This window comes from Brevibacillus aydinogluensis, from assembly GCF_961514395.1.
Taxonomy (GTDB): domain Bacteria; phylum Bacillota; class Bacilli; order Brevibacillales; family Brevibacillaceae; genus Brevibacillus; species Brevibacillus aydinogluensis.
This window is the reverse complement of record NZ_OY569118.1, coordinates 2818723-2835792: the sequence shown is the minus strand read 5'-3', so window position 1 is coordinate 2835792 and position 17070 is coordinate 2818723. Positions and strand designations below refer to the sequence as shown.

Sequence of the window (17070 nt, the reverse complement as noted above, 5' to 3'; positions counted from 1 at the left end):
GCAGGCGATGAAGATGGAAAAATCGATCCGGCTGTTTGCGGAAGCACAGCAGTACATACCGGGCGGAGTAAACAGCCCGGTACGGGCGTTTAAAAGCGTGGGCGGCAATCCCGTCTACATTGCCAAAGGAGAGGGAGCGCGCGTCGTCGATGTGGACGGCAACACCTACATCGACTACATCGGTTCCTGGGGGCCGCTGATTCTGGGCCATGCCCACCCGAAAGTACTTGCCGCGATCCAGGAAGCGGCTGCGCTTGGCACCAGCTTTGGCGCTCCGACCGAACGGGAGACGGACATGGCCAAGCTGGTCTGCGAGATCGTCCCGTCGGTCGAAGTGGTGCGGATGGTCAACTCCGGCACGGAGGCGACGATGAGCGCACTCCGGCTGGCGCGCGGCTATACCAAGCGGAACAAAATCATGAAGTTTGAGGGCTGTTACCACGGACATGCCGACAGCCTGCTGATCAAGGCGGGCTCTGGCGTGGCCACGCTTGGACTGCCCGACAGCCCAGGTGTGCCGGAAGCGACGGCCATTCATACGATCACCGTACCGTACAACGATCTGGAAAGCGTGAAAATGGCGTTTGAAGCGTACGGCGAAGATTTGGCTGCGGTAATTGTGGAACCCGTCGCCGGCAACATGGGGGTCGTACCGCCGCAGCCAGGCTTTTTGGAGGGCTTGCGGGAGATTACGCAGCGCTACGGAACACTGCTGATCTTTGACGAAGTGATGACCGGCTTCCGCGTTGCCCGCGGCGGCGCGCAGGAGCTGTACGGCATCACCCCTGACTTGACGACAATGGGCAAGGTGATCGGCGGCGGCCTGCCGGTCGGCGCATACGGCGGCCGGCGGGACATCATGCAGCACGTAGCACCGGCGGGACCGATCTACCAGGCAGGCACACTGTCCGGCAACCCGCTGGCGATGGCAGCGGGATTGACCACGCTGCAGATACTGGGTGAGGACGGGGTCTACGAGCGGTTGGATGCACTCTCTTCCCGCCTGGCAGAAGGACTGGCGGACAACGCACGGAAGCTGGGCATCCCGCATACGGTAAACCGCGTCGGCTCCATGGTGTGCCTGTTCTTTACGGAGACGCCGGTCGTCAACTACGAGACAGCCAAGACATCCGATCTGGAGCGCTTCTCCCGCTACTTCCGCTACCTGCTGGAAGAAGGCGTCATGATTCCGCCGTCCCAGTTTGAGGGCATGTTCGTCTCACTGGCCCATACGGAAGCGGATATTGAGCGCACCATCGAAGCCAGCTACCAGGCGATGAAAAAGCTGTAAACCGGCACACGGCGAAGAACAGCAGCAGCTGCCCGCGCTGTCGGGAGTGTTGAGACAACAAAAGTCCCTGTCCGATTGCGGCAGGGACTTTTTTGTTGGAGGATTATCTTGCCAATTCCTTCCAGTATTCATAGGAGTGGACAGCCACGCCGGCAAAGGAAGGGTGTTTCGCCATGAGCGCGGGCAGCTTGTTCAGTTCCCGGTCCATGAACGCGTTGCCTTCTTCGAAAAAGGTGATGAAATTGCCCTCGCTGCTTTGTTTCGTTTCAACGGCGACAAGCAGGTTCTTGCCGTGACGGTCGGCCATCTCCAGCTCCTGGGTCACGAGCGAGGAGATGCTGTTCGATCCTGCCGCCCGGTCGCGGTAAGCCATCACGGCCACGTGATCATGCTTGGCGATCATCCATTCGGCCAGCGAGGTGTCGGGGCTGCCGGGGACGGGGATATTGTCCAGCCAAAACGGCAGATCACACCCAATCTGCAGGGAAGGCTGCTGCTTGATTTTGCTGACATACGCCTCCACGTTGCCCATCCACTGCCGGATGACTGCTTGCTGATCTGTTTTCCACTGAGGCAGGAGGTACGGTTCGATGTCCAGATGGATGCCGGTGATTTTTTCCTGAGCCTTTGCTTTGCGATTGTACCGGTTGACCCAATCGACGAGCGCAAGGATGTCCTGACGGTTTTGTGCCAGCCCCCAATCGGATTTCCCGCCCAACGCATGCACGTCGATTCCGGCAGCGCGGGCTTTGCCGATGAACTTCCGGTAATACGCAGGGGAGAGCGAGGTATCGATTTTCAGATACAGCAGGTTTACGCCTTGCTCGGCGGCAAACGTGAGGATTTGATCCGGTTCCGAAGCGGTCTCGTATGTGTGCCAAAGCCACGTGGCTTTCAGCGGCTTTCCTTCGGCAGGCTTCACGCGGGTTGGCAGTACTTCGGCCGTTGTCTCCTTGGTGGAGAGTCCTATCAAAAATATGAGACTTACTATACTCAGCGCGATCAGCAGGATAAGTGCCCGACGAGATGCATGTATCATGACGCTCCCTCCAGGTGTGCTCAGAGTCGTAAACGTGAGGTCCTTTTCACATATCGGCACGAGGGGCTTTCGTCGTGAGTGTTTTTGCGCGTTCAAACGAGAAATGAGTCTAAAGTCTGAGAAGAGGAAAGGGGGACGGGCTGCGGCAAACCGCCGGCGGTGCCGGGAACAGAGAGGGCGGTCTCCGCAGTCCGTATCCTAATCGTGCGGGTATTGAAAGGCGGTCGGAGAGGAACGTGGCCATATCCCGCATAAGGCGGCGCAGCACGTCGAGCGACGCCTCCGCGTCCAGATTGATTTCCAGCGCGTGATTGGCCTGAGGGAGTTCATTACCGTGTTTTTCCAATCATACCGGGGCAGGACAAGCCCTGGCAAGCGGACTTGTTCCGCTCCGGCGGCCGGGGATTCCACGTGATCCGGCTTTCAGCCGACAGGTGTATGAATCCGCCTGGCCGGGCAACACTTTGAAAATAGGAGAAAAACGAGGGGGATTTGCGATGATGAAACAAGTATCGTTGCCAAACGGCGTTCGCCTCGCCTACACCGATGCGGGCAGCGGCGCACCGCTCATGCTGGTACATGGTTTTTGCGGCAGTTCAGCCTATTGGCAAAAGGTGATACCCGCACTGGCAAAGCGGTTCCGCGTGATCGTGCCGGACTTGCGGGGACACGGCAGCAGTTCCGCGCCTGACGAGCCGTACACGATGGAACGGCTGGCAGAGGATCTGGTTCATCTGCTGGATGCGCTGGAAGTGGAACAGACGACGCTGCTGGGCCACTCGCTGGGCGGTTACGTGACGCTGGCGTTTGCGGAGCGCTACGCGGACAGGCTGACCGGCTTCGGGCTGATCCACTCCACCGCGTATCCCGACGACGAACAGGGAAAGGCCAACCGCGACAAGAGCATGGAGAGCATCAGGCAGAACGGGATGGAGCCGTTTATCAAGGCGCTTGTGCCCAGGCTGTTTGCCCCAGACAGCGTCACCTCCCGTCCTGACGATGTGCGGCTGGCCAGGGAAATAGGTCTTGGGACTGATCCGCAGGGAGCGATCCGCACGTTGCAGGGGATGAGAGATCGGCCGGATCGACGGCACGTCCTGCAGAAAACCAGCCTGCCTGTGCTGCTTGTCGCGGGCGAACAGGACCAGATCGTCTCCCCGGCCAAGACCTTCACGGCAGACGGTTCGCACGTTCGCCAGGTGCTGCTGCCGAAAGCGGGCCACATGGGCATGCTGGAAGTCCCGGATGACTTGACGGCGGCGATTGGCGAATTTATGGGAAGTTTCTGACAAAACGTGGACAAATCGCAAGAAAATTTTGCTATAATCAGTAGTGCTGTCCTATTCTATCAATTATTGTTTTGGGGGGAGAAGCACTCATGAAAAAAGCACGTCGCATCAGCCTGGCCGTAGTGGCTGCAGCGATCTGTTCGTCGCTGATGGCCGGATCGGCGTTTGCCGCGCCGCTCCATCCGGTAAAGCATGTGGACTGGATGGTAAAAAAGTCCATCCTCTTACCGGGACAAAACGGTGATCTGGCGCTGGAGCGCAGCGTGACGCTGGCTGAGGCCGCCGTCGTCTTTGCCAAACTGAAAGGAGTCCACGTCACCGCCTCGGCGGGCAAAGGCGCCCACTGGTCCGCACCGTACCTGACTTGGCTAAACAGCCAGGGAGCAATTAGCGCAAACGACATCAACACTCCGACACAACTGCCGTCCGCCGCAAAGCTGACGGAGATGGCGAAAAAGCTGGGCTATACGCTCAAGCTGGAAAACAAGGCACAGGTGACCCGCGGCGAATTCTTCCAGGCTATCGGGGACGCGGCCACCACGCACATCACCATCGCCCACACCAATGACACGCACGGACATATTCAAGAGGATGCAAGCCTCAAGGAATTCGGCTTTGCCAAGATTGCCACGCTGCTGAAAGAGTGGCGTCAGGAAAACGAGAACTTCCTGCTGATTGACGCCGGCGACACCTTCCAGGGCACTGTCTTCGTCAACCAGTTCAAGGGAGAGTCCGTCGTGCCGATTCTCAATCACCTCGGCTACGACGTGATGGCCGCGGGCAATCACGAGTTTGACTTCGGCTACGAACAGCTCCTCAAGCTGCGCGATATGCTGAAGTACCCGATCATTTCCGCCAACGTGTTTAAGGCTGACGGCACGGAGTTCCTCGTGCCCACGTACAAGGCGGAGATCGGCGGCAAGAAGTTCGCGTTCGTAGGCTTCGTGGCGGAGGATACGCCCATTCTCACGCATCCGGACAACGTGAAAGGGCTGACGTTCAAAAATCCGGTGGAAGTGGCGAAGGTGGTCGTGCCGCAGTTGAAAAAGGAAGCGGATCACGTGATCGTGGTCTCCCACGTGGGGATTGAGGTGGACCGCGAAATCGCGAAGAACGTGCCGGGCATCGACCTGATCGTCGGCGGCCACTCCCACACGCCGCTGAAGACACCGGAAGTGGTCAACGGCACCTACATCGTGCAGGACTGGGAATACGGCAAATCTCTGGGCCGTGCCGACCTGTACTACCTGGGCAAGGAGCTGGTCGCGTTTAGCGGCGGGTTGAAAGAGTACGATGAGAGTGTACAGGCTGACCCGGAAGTAGAGAAACTGGTGCAGGAGATTGTCAGCAAGATCGACGAAGTCATGGGCGTAGTGATCGCCAAGTCGGAAGTGGATCTGGACGGAGACCGCAGCCTGGTGCGCAAAAAAGAAACCAACGTCGGCAACCTGGTCGCAGACATCATGCTGGAGCGCACGAAGGCAATCAAAGGACACGAAGCGGACGTGGCCCTGATCAACGGAGGCGGCATCCGCACCCAGTTGAAAGCGGGCGACATCACGAAAAAGGACCTGTACACGCTGCTGCCGTTCCCGAACACCCTGACCGTGATCGAAGTGACAGGCGAAGAGCTGAAAAAGGCGCTGGAAAACGGCGTCAGCCAGGTGGAGGAAGGCGCAGGACGATTCCCGCAAATCAGCGGCATGTCCTTTACCTACAATCCGAAAAAGCCGGCCGGCGAGCGTGTCGTGGAAGTGAAAGTGGGCGGCCAGCCGCTTGATCTGAAGAAAACCTACAAGGTAGCCACCAACGACTTCATCGCTGCCGGCGGCGACGGCTACGAGTCGTTTAACAAACCGGGATTCAACACCGGCCTCACGCTCTACACCATCGTCGAAGAAGCGTTGATAAACAAAAAGACGGTGAACCCAAAGGTAGAAGGGCGCATCGTCGAAGTCAACGAGTAAAACGAGCGATCGGCAGGACCATACTGCTGCTACCCGCCATGAAGCAACAGCGAAAGCCCCCGTCCGAACAGCTGCCGGACGGAGGGCTTTCTTTCGTTTTATTCGGGAAGAGGAATCTCACCGTCATCGTCCGTGACGGCAAAATTGTAGTTGACCGACCGCGTAAACGCTGCCCCTGATTCGTCTACGCCTGTCACCTCAAACGACAGATTGTAGACACCCGGCTCGGACGGCACCTGGAAGCGAATGTTCATCTCGTTGTCGCTGACCGCATTGACACGGAGCCGCTTCAGCTCAGTTCCCTTGCCGGATCCGGACCGACGCAGCGTGGCCTGCTGAAGCGAGGTCTGCTTTGTTTTGCCTTTGCGCGTCTCAAGCTGCAGCGAAGCGGTGTCGTTTTTCTTGAACACCTGCTTGTCCGCCTGCCAATTCAGGTCGACGCCTCCTTTGACGGCGGCCAGCAGGAAGTACGCGTCCCGTTTGCCGTTGATTTTCGCGGTCCACTCTCCTTTTTCCGGCTTGTCAATCGAGAAGACGTGATGCATGGCTTTGCCGAAGATGCCGTGTTCGTCCGACACTGCCTCTCCATCTTCCGGCCTGTACACCTTCCCCGACGGACTGATGAGTTCCACCGTGGTCGCTTCGTCAGCCACCATGACGTCGATCATCACGTTCTTGAGGCCGCCTTCCAGAGGAATGCGCTCCGTCTGCTCGCCGTCCACTTCTCCGCCGCGATAGATGGCACTGGTAGCGTCGTCTTTGCTGCGTGCCGGCACCCGGTCGGCCTGATCCGCTTTTTTGGCCGATCCAGCGTCAGTCCACTCGGCTTCAGCCGCTCCGGCTTCACTCCATCCGGCGGAAGCCAGTTTCAGCTTGGGCCGGACAAGCTCCCAAGTCTTGGAGGCATCCCGCAGCTGGAAGTGGGAGAGCTTTTCCGAGCCTTTGTCCGTAAAGGAGCGGATACCGTACGGCAGACCGAACGCCGAGTCGAGGGAGACGGCCCCGTCATCCGAGCCGGGGAGGATGGCATGGGCGAACCAGGTGGGGGAAAACCATCCATCGTCACCGGTACCTGCTCCCATGTACGTGGTGGCCTTGCGGGCTTCCGCCCGGCTGTCTGTCTGCTCACGGAACTGCGCCATGTAGGAGGTTTGCAGCGAGTAGACGGCATCGTCACGCATGCCAATAATCTCCGCCAGCCACCACGTCCAATCGCTGTAGGCCAGGTCGGCCAGTTCCGACCCCTTGTTGGGCGTGCCCAATTGATGTACGACGTTGACGTAGGGGTGCGCTCCGTAGTACACCAGCGCCGCTTGCGTGTCAATGCCGCCCTTTGAATGGGCGATTACATTGATCTGGGGGACTTGGTAGTAGTCGGCCACTTTCTTGATGACATCTGCCAATATGCGGCCGTTGGTCCACATGCTGCCGCCGGTGCCCTCCGCATCCGGCAGCTGGACGAACGCGGTGCGGTATCCGGCGTTGTAAGCGGCGGTGTAAAAGTCGTCGGAGGCAGTCCACGTGGTGTAGTCAGAATGAAGCCCCTGCACGAACAGCAATACCGGTTTGTCATTCGAAGCGTTGGGCGGTATCGCTCCGGTGTACCAATCACCTGCTTTTCCGTTTGGATTGTCGTCGTGCAGAGTGGGACTGGGGGCTGCTGCGGCAGCGGACGGCCAGGCCAGCAAAAGGGCGAGGGAAGGGGCGAGCAAGGCGGGCAGAAAACGTCGGCTCATCGCAAATTCCTCCTTAAATAATTTAATATTTGGAATATTTGGTTTTATTTTACAATAATGCTGCCAGCATGTCTATAACTATATCAACCGGACATAATACAGATTGTCAGATTCACATTTTCATATTTCATAGGCGCTGCCATCTGGCGTCGTTTGTTTTTGAAACAGACATCACTGGAAAATACGCCTCCGCTTGACTGGCGCAGAGAAGAAATGTGTGTCTCCCGTCGCCCAATCGAGAACACGTATGAAATGAAACGGGGGCCTTGCTCGTAACGTACATTTGGGGCTGTATTCGCTAATCGCCGCGATCCTAGTACAATGGTAGTGAAAGCGCCGTTCACAAGTCAGCAATGGGAAAATGCGTTTGGCTCGGGTCGATGCTTGTCCGTTGCCAGCTTCCCGATTCAGGGCGAACCGATCGGGAACGACTCCGTTTGTTACGTGGAGTTGTGCATTCGCCTGCGGGGTCAATCGGATGAACCAGGGGGGATCGTTTATGACGAGAAGTGAATTTATACGTGAGCTGGACAGCTTGCTGCGCGAGCTTCCGGACAAGGAGCGGTTGGACATCCTGGCCAGTTACACGCAGCACTTTTTGAACGGTGTCAAGAGCGGAAAAAGCGAGCAGGAGATTGCCGAAGCACTGGGCAGTCCCCGGCTGATTGCACAAGAAATCCTGGCCGACCATCGGATATACCAGGCGAATTCCGATGCGTCCGTCGGCAACATGACGCGGACGGTGATCGCGACCGTCATGCTTGTCTTCTTTAACCTCGTCTTTGTCCTGGGACCGTTTCTTGCGCTCATCGGCGTGTTGATCGGCCTCTACGCCGCTTCGCTGGCACTTTTGATCGCACCGGTCGGCCTGCTGTTTCCTTTTGTCATTCCGGAAGCATCCGATCACCGCACCTACATGGTGTTTGCCGGCATCGCGTCGTTTGGACTGGGCGGCATGATGGCGATCGGGCTGTTCCGGGTGACCGGCTGGCTGTACCGGCAATCTCTGCGCTACCTGCATTTCAATCTGCGCTTGATCAGGGGGAAATGAGATGAAACGCATCAGTAATCGATTATTCGGCTTTTTCTTTCTTGCCTTTCTTGTCGGAGTGGGAGGGCTCGTCTGGCAGTTTCATCAGGGGGGGCATTTCCATTTTGACGTGCAGTCCATCGACGAGCAGCGTACGATCACACAGCAGGTGAACAATATCGAATTGAAGACGGAGACAGCTGATGTTGTCTTCTCCGCAGCCCAGGAGTCGTCGATCAGCGTCCGGCTGGTCGGGGAGCTGTCCGCTGCTCTCAAGCCGACGCTGCAGACGGAGGTAACCCCTGACGGTATCCTGCGGATCACTGTGGGGGAGCCAAAACAGGGCGGCTTTTTCTTCTCTCCCAACACTCGACTGGAACTCCAGGTGACCATTCCTGCTGCTGCCTATCAGGACGTGCAGCTTGCCACCGTGACGGGAGACATTCGCACCGGCAGCTTGCAGGCCAAGCGCCTGACGATCCAAACAGGCACCGGTAACGTGAAGCTGAACGGCTTTGAGGGCGACCAGCTGGCGGTCAGCACCGGCACGGGTGACATGGACCTGGTCGGCATCCGCGGCGATGTCAACATCGACAGCGATACGGGAAACGTGCAGGATCTGGTGCTGGCCGAACTGACCGGCAATGTTGACATCACAACTGATACGGGCGACGTGCAGATCAAAGTGGAGAAGAAACCGGCGGCCGTCCGGCTCGACCTGAAATCCGACACGGGTGAAGTGGACGCCGAGTGGCCCGGACTATCCTACAGCGAGCGAACGGATCACAGGCTGGACGGATCGAACGGCTCCGACGGACCCCGCATCCTCGTCCGCTCCGCGACCGGGGATATTCGCATTCAGTAGGAACTTTTTGGAAACACTATGAAACGATAACGATTTTGACACAAAAGATGCGGGATTTGTCGAATGGTGGATGGTATCATGAAAGAGGATCATTCTTTGAACGAAGAGAGGTTTGTTCATGAGTGCAAAACCGTTTAACGATACGTTTTTGAAAGCCTGTCGCCACGAGCCGACGGAGCACGTACCGGTCTGGTACATGCGGCAGGCGGGGCGCTATCAGCCGGAGTACCGGGCGATTCGCGCCAAGTACAGCTTTTTTGAGATGAATTACATACCGGAAGTGTGTGCGGAAGTCACGCGGCTGCCCGTTGAGCAGTTGGGTGTCGATGCCGCCATTTTGTTTGCTGACATCATGACCCCGCTGAAGCCGATCGGAGTGGACGTCAACATCGAGTCGGGCGTCGGACCAGTCATTGCCAATCCGGTCAAAACGCTTTCCGATGTGCAGCGCCTGGGCGAACTGGACCCGGAATCGCACGTGCCGTACATAATGGAAGCGATTAAAATCCTGCGCCAGCAGCTCTCCGTACCGCTGATCGGTTTCGCCGGCGCGCCTTTCACCCTGGCCAGCTACATCATCGAGGGCGGCCCGTCGAAGCACTACCACAAGACGAAAGCGTTCATGTACACGCAGCCGGAGGCATGGCAGGCGCTGATGGACAAGCTGGGAGAGATGACCATTCGCTACCTGAAAGCGCAGATTGGCGCCGGTGCGCAGGCTGTGCAGGTGTTCGACTCCTGGGTGGGCGCACTCAACGACGAGGACTACCGCACCTATATTGCGCCGGTGATGCACCGCATCTTCAGCGCGCTGAAAGAAACAGGCGTGCCGACGATCTACTTCGGCGTTGGCGCCGGCCACCTGCTGAAGGAGTGGGACCGCCTGCCGGTGGACGTGGTCGGTCTCGACTGGCGCACCTCCATCCGTACCGCGCGGGAACTGGGGGTCACCAAGGTGCTGCAGGGCAATCTCGACCCGACGCTCCTGCTGGCGCCGTGGGACATGCTGGAGGCCAAAGCGAAGGCGATTTTGGACGAGGGGACCAAACAGCCTGGCTACATCTTCAATCTGGGGCACGGCGTCTTCCCGGATGCGAAGGTGGAAACGCTGCAGAAACTGACCCGCTTCATCCACAGTTACCGCCGAGATTCGTGACGGGAGGTGTGAACAGATGGCGAAGCGTAAATGGGGCCTCTTGCTGATGGCGTACGGAACGCCGCGCAGCCAGGACGAAATCGAACCGTACTACACCCATATTCGTCGCGGTCGCAAACCGCCGGAAGACCTGCTGAACGACCTGAAGGCGCGTTACGAAGCGGTCGGCGGGATCAACCGTTTTGCTGAGATTACGGACGAGCAGGTGCGAGCGCTGGAAGCGGAGTTGAACCGCCGTCACCCCGATGCGGAATTTGTCGGTTACCTCGGCTTGAAGCACATCGCGCCGTTTATCGAGGACGCGGTGGATGCGATGCACCGCGACGGCATCACCGAGGCGATCAGCCTGGTGCTTGCTCCCCATTACTCCACCTACAGTGTCAAGGAGTACAACGCTCGGGCAAAAGCCCATGCGGAGAAGATTGGCGGTCCGGTGATCAACAGCATCGACAGTTGGTATGAGGAGCCGGGCTTTATCGCTTACTGGGCGAATGCGCTTCGCGACACGTTTGCTGCCATGTCGGCAGCGGAGCGGGAGAAAGCGGTGGTCATCTTCTCGGCTCACAGCCTGCCGGAGAAGATTCTGCAGCTGGGCGATCCGTACCCGCAACAGCTGGAGGATACGGCCAAACGGATTGCCGAGGCCGCCGGAGTCACCCACTACGCGGTGGGATGGCAAAGCGCCGGCAGAACGCCGGAACCGTGGCTGGGGCCGGACGTGCAGGACTTGACCAGAGAGCTGCACGCGGCGCATGGCTACACGTCGTTTGTCTACTGTCCGGTTGGGTTCGTCGCCGAACATTTGGAAGTCCTCTACGACAACGACATCGAGTGCAAAGCGGTGACGGAAGAACTGGGCGCAAACTACTACCGCCCGCCGATGCCCAACGCCAGACCGGAGTTTATCGCCTGTTTGGCGGATGTTGTCGGAAAGAAGTTGGCGGACTTGGGGAAATAGCGTATGAGCGACAAACACCTGCATGTGACGATCGTGGGCGGCGGCATCACGGGACTGAGCGCCGCCTACTACCTGCAAAAATGGAGCCGTGAAGAGGGCGTACCGGTCAGCTTTACCCTGCTGGAGGAAAGCAGCCGGTTGGGCGGCAAAATCCAGACGTGGCGGCATCAGGGATTTACCATCGAGTTGGGGGCGGACTCCTTTTTGGAGCGTAAAACAAGCGCCTCCCAACTGATCAAAGACGTCGGGTTGGGCGATCAGCTTGTGCACAACCACGCCGGACAGGCGTACATCGTCCATAAGGATCGCCTCGTATCCATACCGGAAGGGGCGGTAATGGGCATTCCCACCAAACTGCTGCCGTTTGTCTGGACGCCGCTGGTGTCGCCGCTGGGCAAACTGCGGGCTGCCGCCGACCTGGTGCTGCCGGGCGGAAAACCGGGCGAGGACCAATCAGTCGGTCACTTTTTCCGCCGCCGTCTCGGCGACGAAGTGATCGAAAACGTCATCGAGCCGCTCATCTCCGGTGTGTATGGCGGCGACATCGACAAGCTGAGCCTGCTCTCCACGTTTCCGCAGTATGCGCAAATGGAACAAAAGTACCGCAGCCTGATCCTGGCGATGAAAAACGCACGGCCGCAGGCAAAGCCGGAACAGCCGAAAAAGCCGACGGGCATGTTCATGACGCTGAAAGGCGGACTGCAGTCGCTGGCGGAGCGGATCGAGCAGCTGTTGCCGGCAGAGGCGGTGCAGAAGAATACCGGAGTGCGGCAGATCGAAAAGCGGCCGGAGGGATATATGCTGCAGTTGAGCGACGGTCGGACGCTGCGGACGGATGCAGTGCTGTTGGCCGTCCCTCATCCGGTGGCGCAGGAACTGCTGCGTCCGTACGTCGATATCCCGCCGCTCGGCGGCGCAAAGCCGACGATCATGGCCACGGTGGCGATGGCCTACCCGGCGGAGGCGGTGCCTCTGGACGTGGAGGGAACGGGCTTCGTCGTGCCGCGCAAGGCCAATTACACCATCACCGCCTGCACCTGGACGCATCGCAAGTGGCCCCATACGACACCCGAGGGAAAAGCGCTCGTCCGCTGCTATGTCGGCAAGCCGGGCCACGAGGAAATCGTCGACCGCTCCGACGAGGAGATCGTCGACGTGGTCATTCGCGATTTAAAACGGGTCATGAAGATCGGCGATACGCCTGATTTTTACCGGGTCACCCGCTGGAACAGGGGCCTTCCCTACATGGTCGGCCATCAGCAGTGGCTGCGCGACGTGACTGCCAAAGTAGGTGCAGCGCTTCCTGCAGTGCGGCTGGCAGGCGCCTCATACGGCGGAGTCGGGGTGCCCGACTGCATTGACCAAGGAAAACGGGCAATGCGCGAACTGCTTGACCACTTGACACAAAAACCGGGGAATTGATGCCCCGGTTTTTTTGCGTATCCGTGCGGCATGTCCATGTAAAAAAAGCTGTTGTGGCTGCCCTCATTTGCTGATGGCAGCATTGGACATCACCGGCAGACCGCTGGTTGGCGCACGTCTCCGTCTTTTCGCTGCAGCACGGCTATCATTTCTTTTGTGCTCCTTTCATTTTGCAGTGCTAAACGGCTCGTCCTGTCCATATAGTATAGGGAAATGTCCTGCACTTGAAAGGAGGAGCACGAATGGCGATTCAGGATGGGCTGCTGTCGTTCGCCATCAAGGAAACCATATTCCTCCCCGCGGAACGCGCCGGGATTGGCGAATTGAAAGAGCTGGAATTGGTCCCCGATATTGAGGTGCTGGAAAACCAGTCCTTCATCTCCATAACAGGCTGCCTGCAGTTGTACGGAACATACGAGCCGGCCAGGGGCGCCTCGGAGCCCACCGAAGGCGGAGCGGAAACCCTGGTGGAAGCGGTGACATTCGCTCCGTTTCCGCAGGCGGGAAACAACGGCGGGCTGTTCGGTTTTGAGGAGGAAGTGAATCATCGGATCCCCGTCAACATCACGATCCCAGTCAGCCGGGTTGCCGAAATGGGGGACATTTACGCGGTCGTAGACGGTTTTGATTGCCAGGTGGAAACGCCGCATCAACTGCTGATCGAAGCAGAACTGAAAATTGCCGGCATTCAGCTGACCGAGCAGGGGCAACAATCCGCCCTGCAGCCCGACTCGGCAGCGTCCCCCGCCGATGAAGCCGCCCACATGGCAGAGCCTTACTGGGTATCCGACCAGAAGGCGATGCAGTCGGAGGTGGAAACGGCGGAAGCGGACATGTCCGTGCGTGCAGACGTGCAGCCGCAGACGGACTCGGACATGCATTCGGACGTGGATGTGGAGAGCCGCGCAGCAGAACAGTGGCAGGCCGAAGCAATCAGCCCGGACCAGCGGGACCGCGTGGCACGTCCAGCTTCGTTGGAAGAACTCGAACAGAGGCTGTCTGAGCTGGAGAGGATGGAGCGGGAGCCTCATGCGGAGGCAGAGGAGCTTGCTGAATACGCGGCGATGTTTGACCGGCCTGCCTCACCTTTGCCATCTTCCCAGACGGATTATGGCGATGTGACCGCCTCAGCGGAATACGGTGAGGTGACAGGTGCGTGGGATCAGCCGGCTTTGGAAGCAGACGAATATCCAGAGATGTCGTTTCATCAGGCTCCACCCTGGGAGGTGAACCGCGCGTCTGCTCGGGAGGAGCAAAGCAGGTGGGAGAGTGCTCCAGATGCCACTGCTCCCAGATTCGCATCATCGTACGAGGCCGAATTGAAAAATACACGCGGTGTTGAGGCCCAGGCAGAAGGTAAAGAAACGGGAAGCGCCAGGCCTGCAGCGGGTGAATCGCGAATTGTCGAGGCCAACAAGAAGGCAAAAGAGGCGGGAGCGGTTGAGGCCCGCGTGAAGGCGGAAGCAGCGGAAGCGGCCGAAGCGGAAGCAAGCGTGAAGGCCGAAGCAAGCGTGGAGGCGGAAGCAGCGGAAGCGGCTGAAGCAAGCGTAAAAGCGGAAGAAACGGGAGTGGCCGAGGCCAAGGCGGAGGCGAAAGAGGCGGATACCGTCGAAGCGCAGGAGGAGCCGGACGTTTTGGAAGTGCAGACTGCTCCCAAGCCGGAAGAGGAGCGGGAGGTGCGTGTGGCCATCTCCGGCAAGCCGACCGAGGGAGAAGGGGAGAAACTGAACCTCACGTCCATCTTTTCCCAGGCAAGTCGCATCCAACAGGAAGCGCAGGCAGCCGAAAGCGCCGAGTCGTCCTCCAGTTCTTCCCGCAGGGCGGACGCGTACGAGCCGGACAGTAGGACGCTGGAAGCGATGCACAACCTCACCTCGTTCATCCGCGGCAAAGAAGAGCGGTACAGCAAGTTGAAACTGTGCATCATTCAGCGCAACGACACGCTGGAATCCATTTCCCAGCGGTACTCCCTGCCCATCTCCAAGATCCTGGAGGTAAACAAGTTGAGCGCGGACCAGGTAGTGGAGGGGCAAATTTTGTACATTCCAGAGTGAGGAGCGGGGAACCGTGGAGAAAATCGACCTTTCCGAGATTTGTCGGCGCTATCGGGCGAGGGTAATCCACATGACGCCGCTGGAAGACTGCTATCTGCTGGAGACAAACCGGGGCACCAAGGAACTGCGTATCTGGCCGCGTGTGGACGTGATGCGCTGGTCGTTTGCCTGGCGGGAGAGGATGGCCCGGCAGGGGTTTCGCGAACTGGAACGGTTCATTCGCACGCGGGATGCCAAACCGTATCTGGTGAAGGCCAGCCGCGGCATTACCCTGACAGACCATCTGCGCCACATCGAACCGGTTCCGACGGATCACGAGACCATCCGCCAATGCGGCAGGATCATCGGCATGATGCACGCAGCCCAGCGGGAGAGCAGCCTGTTTCCCGCCGTAGACTTTTGGCGCCAGGAACAGCTTCAGGCGGTGGCCGAGTCAAGGCGGGCACGGGAATTGTGGGAAGCGGTACGGGCCAGGTACAGGCGGGCGGAGGGGGAACGGCGGCGAGTCGCCGAATTGTTTCCCTTCGTGCTCCAGCGTATGCAGCGCAGCGCCGACCTGTTGGCCAGCTCGCGGATTGATCCGGCTGCACTGTCCGTCTCGCACGGCGAACTGCACCGGGACAATTTGGGCATGATCGATGGCAGGCTTTACCTGCGCGGCTTTTTCCAGCCGACGCTGTCCGTTCAGCAGCGGGATGTGGCCGTCTTTTTGCGGGATCTGTACCTGACGCATCATGACCAAGCTCAGGTGGATGCCTTTCTCGACGGCTACGAGGAGGCAAAACCGCTCAGTTACGGCGACTATACGCTAATGCTGGCGTTTCTGGCGGCACCAACGGAATTATGGAAACAAATGGAAAAATACATGGAGGATGATGGTCAGCCGGACGGGGGCTCGGCAGCGGAGTTTGAGCAGGCCCTCGTTCGTCAGCAAGCCGTCGACGGTTTGCTGCGGCGTGTGGCTGAGCGGGCTGAGGGTGCAAGGAGTGAGTAGGCGTATGAGCCGCTTTGACGATATTTATCCGCTGTTTCGTGAATACGACATGTACGCCCAGACCGTCGATGAACTAAAACCCCCCAACGTGTACAAGGTGTTGACCCCTTACGGATCGTTTGTCTGCAAGCGGACGCGGGTCTCTGCGCAAAAGCTGCTGCTTGTCAGCGGCGTTTTGCGCCATCTGCAGCAGCGGGGATGGGACGGAACCGTGCCGTACTGTTACACGAAATACGACGAACCTTACGTCCAGCAGGGAGAGACCACGTATTACCTGACCGTCTGGATGCCCGGGGGCGAACTGTGGGACAATCAGCCATTGGCCTGGGCGACGCCGACCGTGGAACGATTGGCCGAGCTGCACCATTTGACGCAAAATTTCCGGTTTGACGATCCTCGCCAGGTAGAGCCGCTGATCGACTCCCTTTTGAAACGCTGGCAGCATCTGTTGGCACATGCGGAGAAGGCGGCCGACCTGGCCCGTGAGCGCCTGTATCCATCGCCGTTTGACGTGGTCTTCCTCGCCAATCAGGCGTACGTGTCCGAACTGGCCCAAACAGCGATTGCCCGGCTCCGGGATTGGCGGGAACGGCACCAGACCCACGCCCACTTCCGCTTGTCCCTGATCCACGGTTTCCCCCATCCGGCCCACATCATGCCCGACCGCTCGGGGAAGGGAAAGCTGCTGAACTTTGACCGCGCCCTCTTTGACACGCCCACCCGTGACCTGACCCTGTTCTACCGCGCCTATTTTCACCAGGCGGGCGACGCGGCGGGGGCGAGTCAACTGTTTCATCACTACACCAGCATCTTTCCGCTTCGGCCGGATGAGATCGACCTGCTTTCAATCTTTCTCACCTACCCGGAAAGGGTGATGCGGGATATCGAAATCTACTACGGCGGCATGCGGGATTGGAACGAACTGTACGCCGTCAAGCGGCTGGAGAAGGATATAGACCGGTTGATGCGGCTCAACCGCTGGGTTCAGCAGGCCTTTTGACAAGCAGCGTCTCACAGAGTGGGGCGTTGTTTTTTTGCTGTCCTCATTGAAGTCCCCTACAGCCAGCCGAGGTAAATGGCCACGTACAAGAGCCCCAGGATGCCGAGCAGGACGACGTCAAACGATGTGGGAACGATCACCGTGCGGATGAACTGAAAGATGATCAGCGGCAGCAGAACCTGTTTGCAGCCGTACTTGATCCTCAGGTAGGTGGGGTGGAATTTCCAGCGGCAGTTCATCGGAATCACCTCGTTCCAGCATATGCGCAA

The 17070-nt window shown here is 58.8% G+C and carries 14 protein-coding genes; 11 read left to right on the top strand and 3 right to left on the bottom strand.

The window, feature by feature from the left end; translation table 11 throughout:
- The first annotated feature begins 7 nt into the window (after nt 1-7).
- Complete coding sequence (gene hemL / locus Q7F15_RS13990; RefSeq protein ID WP_171566350.1) at nt 8-1291, top strand: glutamate-1-semialdehyde 2,1-aminomutase; 1284 nt, start codon at nt 8-10, stop codon at nt 1289-1291.
- Between the two features lie 103 nt (nt 1292-1394).
- Here the strand turns inward: hemL and Q7F15_RS13985 are convergent, their stop codons facing one another.
- The gene (locus tag Q7F15_RS13985; protein ID WP_304414484.1) at nt 1395-2330 is read right to left on the bottom strand and encodes a hypothetical protein; all 936 of its coding nucleotides are present in this window, start codon (nt 2328-2330) and stop codon (nt 1395-1397) included.
- Between the two features lie 497 nt (nt 2331-2827).
- Here Q7F15_RS13985 and Q7F15_RS13980 point away from each other — a divergent pair, with 497 nt between their 5' ends.
- Both Q7F15_RS13980 and Q7F15_RS13975 read left to right on the top strand, forming a co-directional pair.
- A complete protein-coding gene (locus Q7F15_RS13980) occupies nt 2828-3619 on the top strand; it encodes an alpha/beta fold hydrolase (RefSeq protein WP_212132903.1) in 792 nt (263 codons plus the stop codon).
- Nucleotides 3620-3708: 89 nt separating this feature from the next.
- Nucleotides 3709-5586 (top strand): bifunctional metallophosphatase/5'-nucleotidase, encoded by a 1878-nt coding sequence (locus Q7F15_RS13975; protein WP_171565503.1) that lies wholly within the window; start codon nt 3709-3711, stop codon nt 5584-5586.
- A gap of 98 nt (nt 5587-5684) precedes the next feature.
- Here Q7F15_RS13975 and Q7F15_RS13970 read toward each other — a convergent pair whose 3' ends face one another.
- Nucleotides 5685-7322, bottom strand: coding sequence for an esterase/lipase family protein (locus Q7F15_RS13970; RefSeq protein WP_171565502.1), 1638 nt, complete (start codon nt 7320-7322; stop codon nt 5685-5687).
- A 499-nt stretch (nt 7323-7821) separates the two neighbouring features.
- On the opposite strand from Q7F15_RS13970, the gene Q7F15_RS13965 reads away from it, so the two are divergent.
- The 8 genes from Q7F15_RS13965 (at nt 7822) to Q7F15_RS13930 (ending at nt 16801) form a co-directional block, all read left to right on the top strand.
- Entirely contained in the window at nt 7822-8373 is a 552-nt protein-coding gene (locus Q7F15_RS13965; protein ID WP_171565501.1) for an HAAS signaling domain-containing protein, read from the top strand.
- Between the two features lies 1 nt (nt 8374).
- Entirely contained in the window at nt 8375-9217 is an 843-nt protein-coding gene (locus tag Q7F15_RS13960) for a DUF4097 family beta strand repeat-containing protein (protein ID WP_171565500.1), read from the top strand.
- A 118-nt stretch (nt 9218-9335) separates the two neighbouring features.
- Nucleotides 9336-10373: a uroporphyrinogen decarboxylase gene (gene hemE / locus Q7F15_RS13955; RefSeq protein WP_171565499.1), complete on the top strand. Its 1038-nt coding sequence runs from the start codon at nt 9336-9338 to the stop codon at nt 10371-10373.
- Between the two features lie 16 nt (nt 10374-10389).
- Complete coding sequence (gene hemH / locus Q7F15_RS13950) at nt 10390-11331, top strand: ferrochelatase (RefSeq protein WP_171565498.1); 942 nt, start codon at nt 10390-10392, stop codon at nt 11329-11331.
- Between the two features lie 3 nt (nt 11332-11334).
- Nucleotides 11335-12753 (top strand): protoporphyrinogen oxidase, encoded by a 1419-nt coding sequence (hemY, locus tag Q7F15_RS13945; RefSeq protein ID WP_171565497.1) that lies wholly within the window; start codon nt 11335-11337, stop codon nt 12751-12753.
- Between the two features lie 242 nt (nt 12754-12995).
- Nucleotides 12996-14807, top strand: a complete 1812-nt coding sequence (locus Q7F15_RS13940) for a LysM peptidoglycan-binding domain-containing protein (protein WP_212132906.1) — start codon at nt 12996-12998, stop codon at nt 14805-14807.
- 13 nt (nt 14808-14820) lie between these two features.
- Nucleotides 14821-15801 carry a YutH/CotS family kinase-like spore coat protein gene (locus Q7F15_RS13935; RefSeq protein WP_212132907.1) on the top strand — a complete coding sequence of 327 codons (981 nt, stop codon included), beginning with the start codon at nt 14821-14823 and terminating at the stop codon, nt 15799-15801.
- A 4-nt stretch (nt 15802-15805) separates the two neighbouring features.
- Nucleotides 15806-16801: a YutH/CotS family kinase-like spore coat protein gene (locus Q7F15_RS13930; RefSeq protein ID WP_212132908.1), complete on the top strand. Its 996-nt coding sequence runs from the start codon at nt 15806-15808 to the stop codon at nt 16799-16801.
- Nucleotides 16802-16857: 56 nt separating this feature from the next.
- Here Q7F15_RS13930 and Q7F15_RS13925 read toward each other — a convergent pair whose 3' ends face one another.
- Nucleotides 16858-17040 (bottom strand): YszA family small membrane protein, encoded by a 183-nt coding sequence (locus Q7F15_RS13925; RefSeq protein ID WP_171565493.1) that lies wholly within the window; start codon nt 17038-17040, stop codon nt 16858-16860.
- Nucleotides 17041-17070 lie beyond the last annotated feature (30 nt).

What these genes read in the sequence shown, in the direction of transcription:
- Q7F15_RS13965 (WP_171565501.1), top strand. Translation starts at nt 7,822, where the DNA reads ATGACGAGAAGTGAATTTATACGTGAGCTGGACAGCTTGCTGCGCGAG.
- Q7F15_RS13960 (WP_171565500.1), top strand. Translation starts at nt 8,375, where the DNA reads ATGAAACGCATCAGTAATCGATTATTCGGCTTTTTCTTTCTTGCCTTT.
- hemL (WP_171566350.1), top strand. Translation starts at nt 8, where the DNA reads ATGAAGATGGAAAAATCGATCCGGCTGTTTGCGGAAGCACAGCAGTAC.
- Q7F15_RS13975 (WP_171565503.1), top strand. Translation starts at nt 3,709, where the DNA reads ATGAAAAAAGCACGTCGCATCAGCCTGGCCGTAGTGGCTGCAGCGATC.
- Q7F15_RS13985 (WP_304414484.1), bottom strand. Translation starts at nt 2,330, where the DNA reads ATGATACATGCATCTCGTCGGGCACTTATCCTGCTGATCGCGCTGAGT.
- Q7F15_RS13980 (WP_212132903.1), top strand. Translation starts at nt 2,828, where the DNA reads ATGATGAAACAAGTATCGTTGCCAAACGGCGTTCGCCTCGCCTACACC.
- Q7F15_RS13940 (WP_212132906.1), top strand. Translation starts at nt 12,996, where the DNA reads ATGGCGATTCAGGATGGGCTGCTGTCGTTCGCCATCAAGGAAACCATA.
- Q7F15_RS13925 (WP_171565493.1), bottom strand. Translation starts at nt 17,040, where the DNA reads ATGAACTGCCGCTGGAAATTCCACCCCACCTACCTGAGGATCAAGTAC.
- hemH (WP_171565498.1), top strand. Translation starts at nt 10,390, where the DNA reads ATGGCGAAGCGTAAATGGGGCCTCTTGCTGATGGCGTACGGAACGCCG.
- Q7F15_RS13930 (WP_212132908.1), top strand. Translation starts at nt 15,806, where the DNA reads ATGAGCCGCTTTGACGATATTTATCCGCTGTTTCGTGAATACGACATG.
- hemE (WP_171565499.1), top strand. Translation starts at nt 9,336, where the DNA reads ATGAGTGCAAAACCGTTTAACGATACGTTTTTGAAAGCCTGTCGCCAC.
- hemY (WP_171565497.1), top strand. Translation starts at nt 11,335, where the DNA reads ATGAGCGACAAACACCTGCATGTGACGATCGTGGGCGGCGGCATCACG.
- Q7F15_RS13970 (WP_171565502.1), bottom strand. Translation starts at nt 7,322, where the DNA reads ATGAGCCGACGTTTTCTGCCCGCCTTGCTCGCCCCTTCCCTCGCCCTT.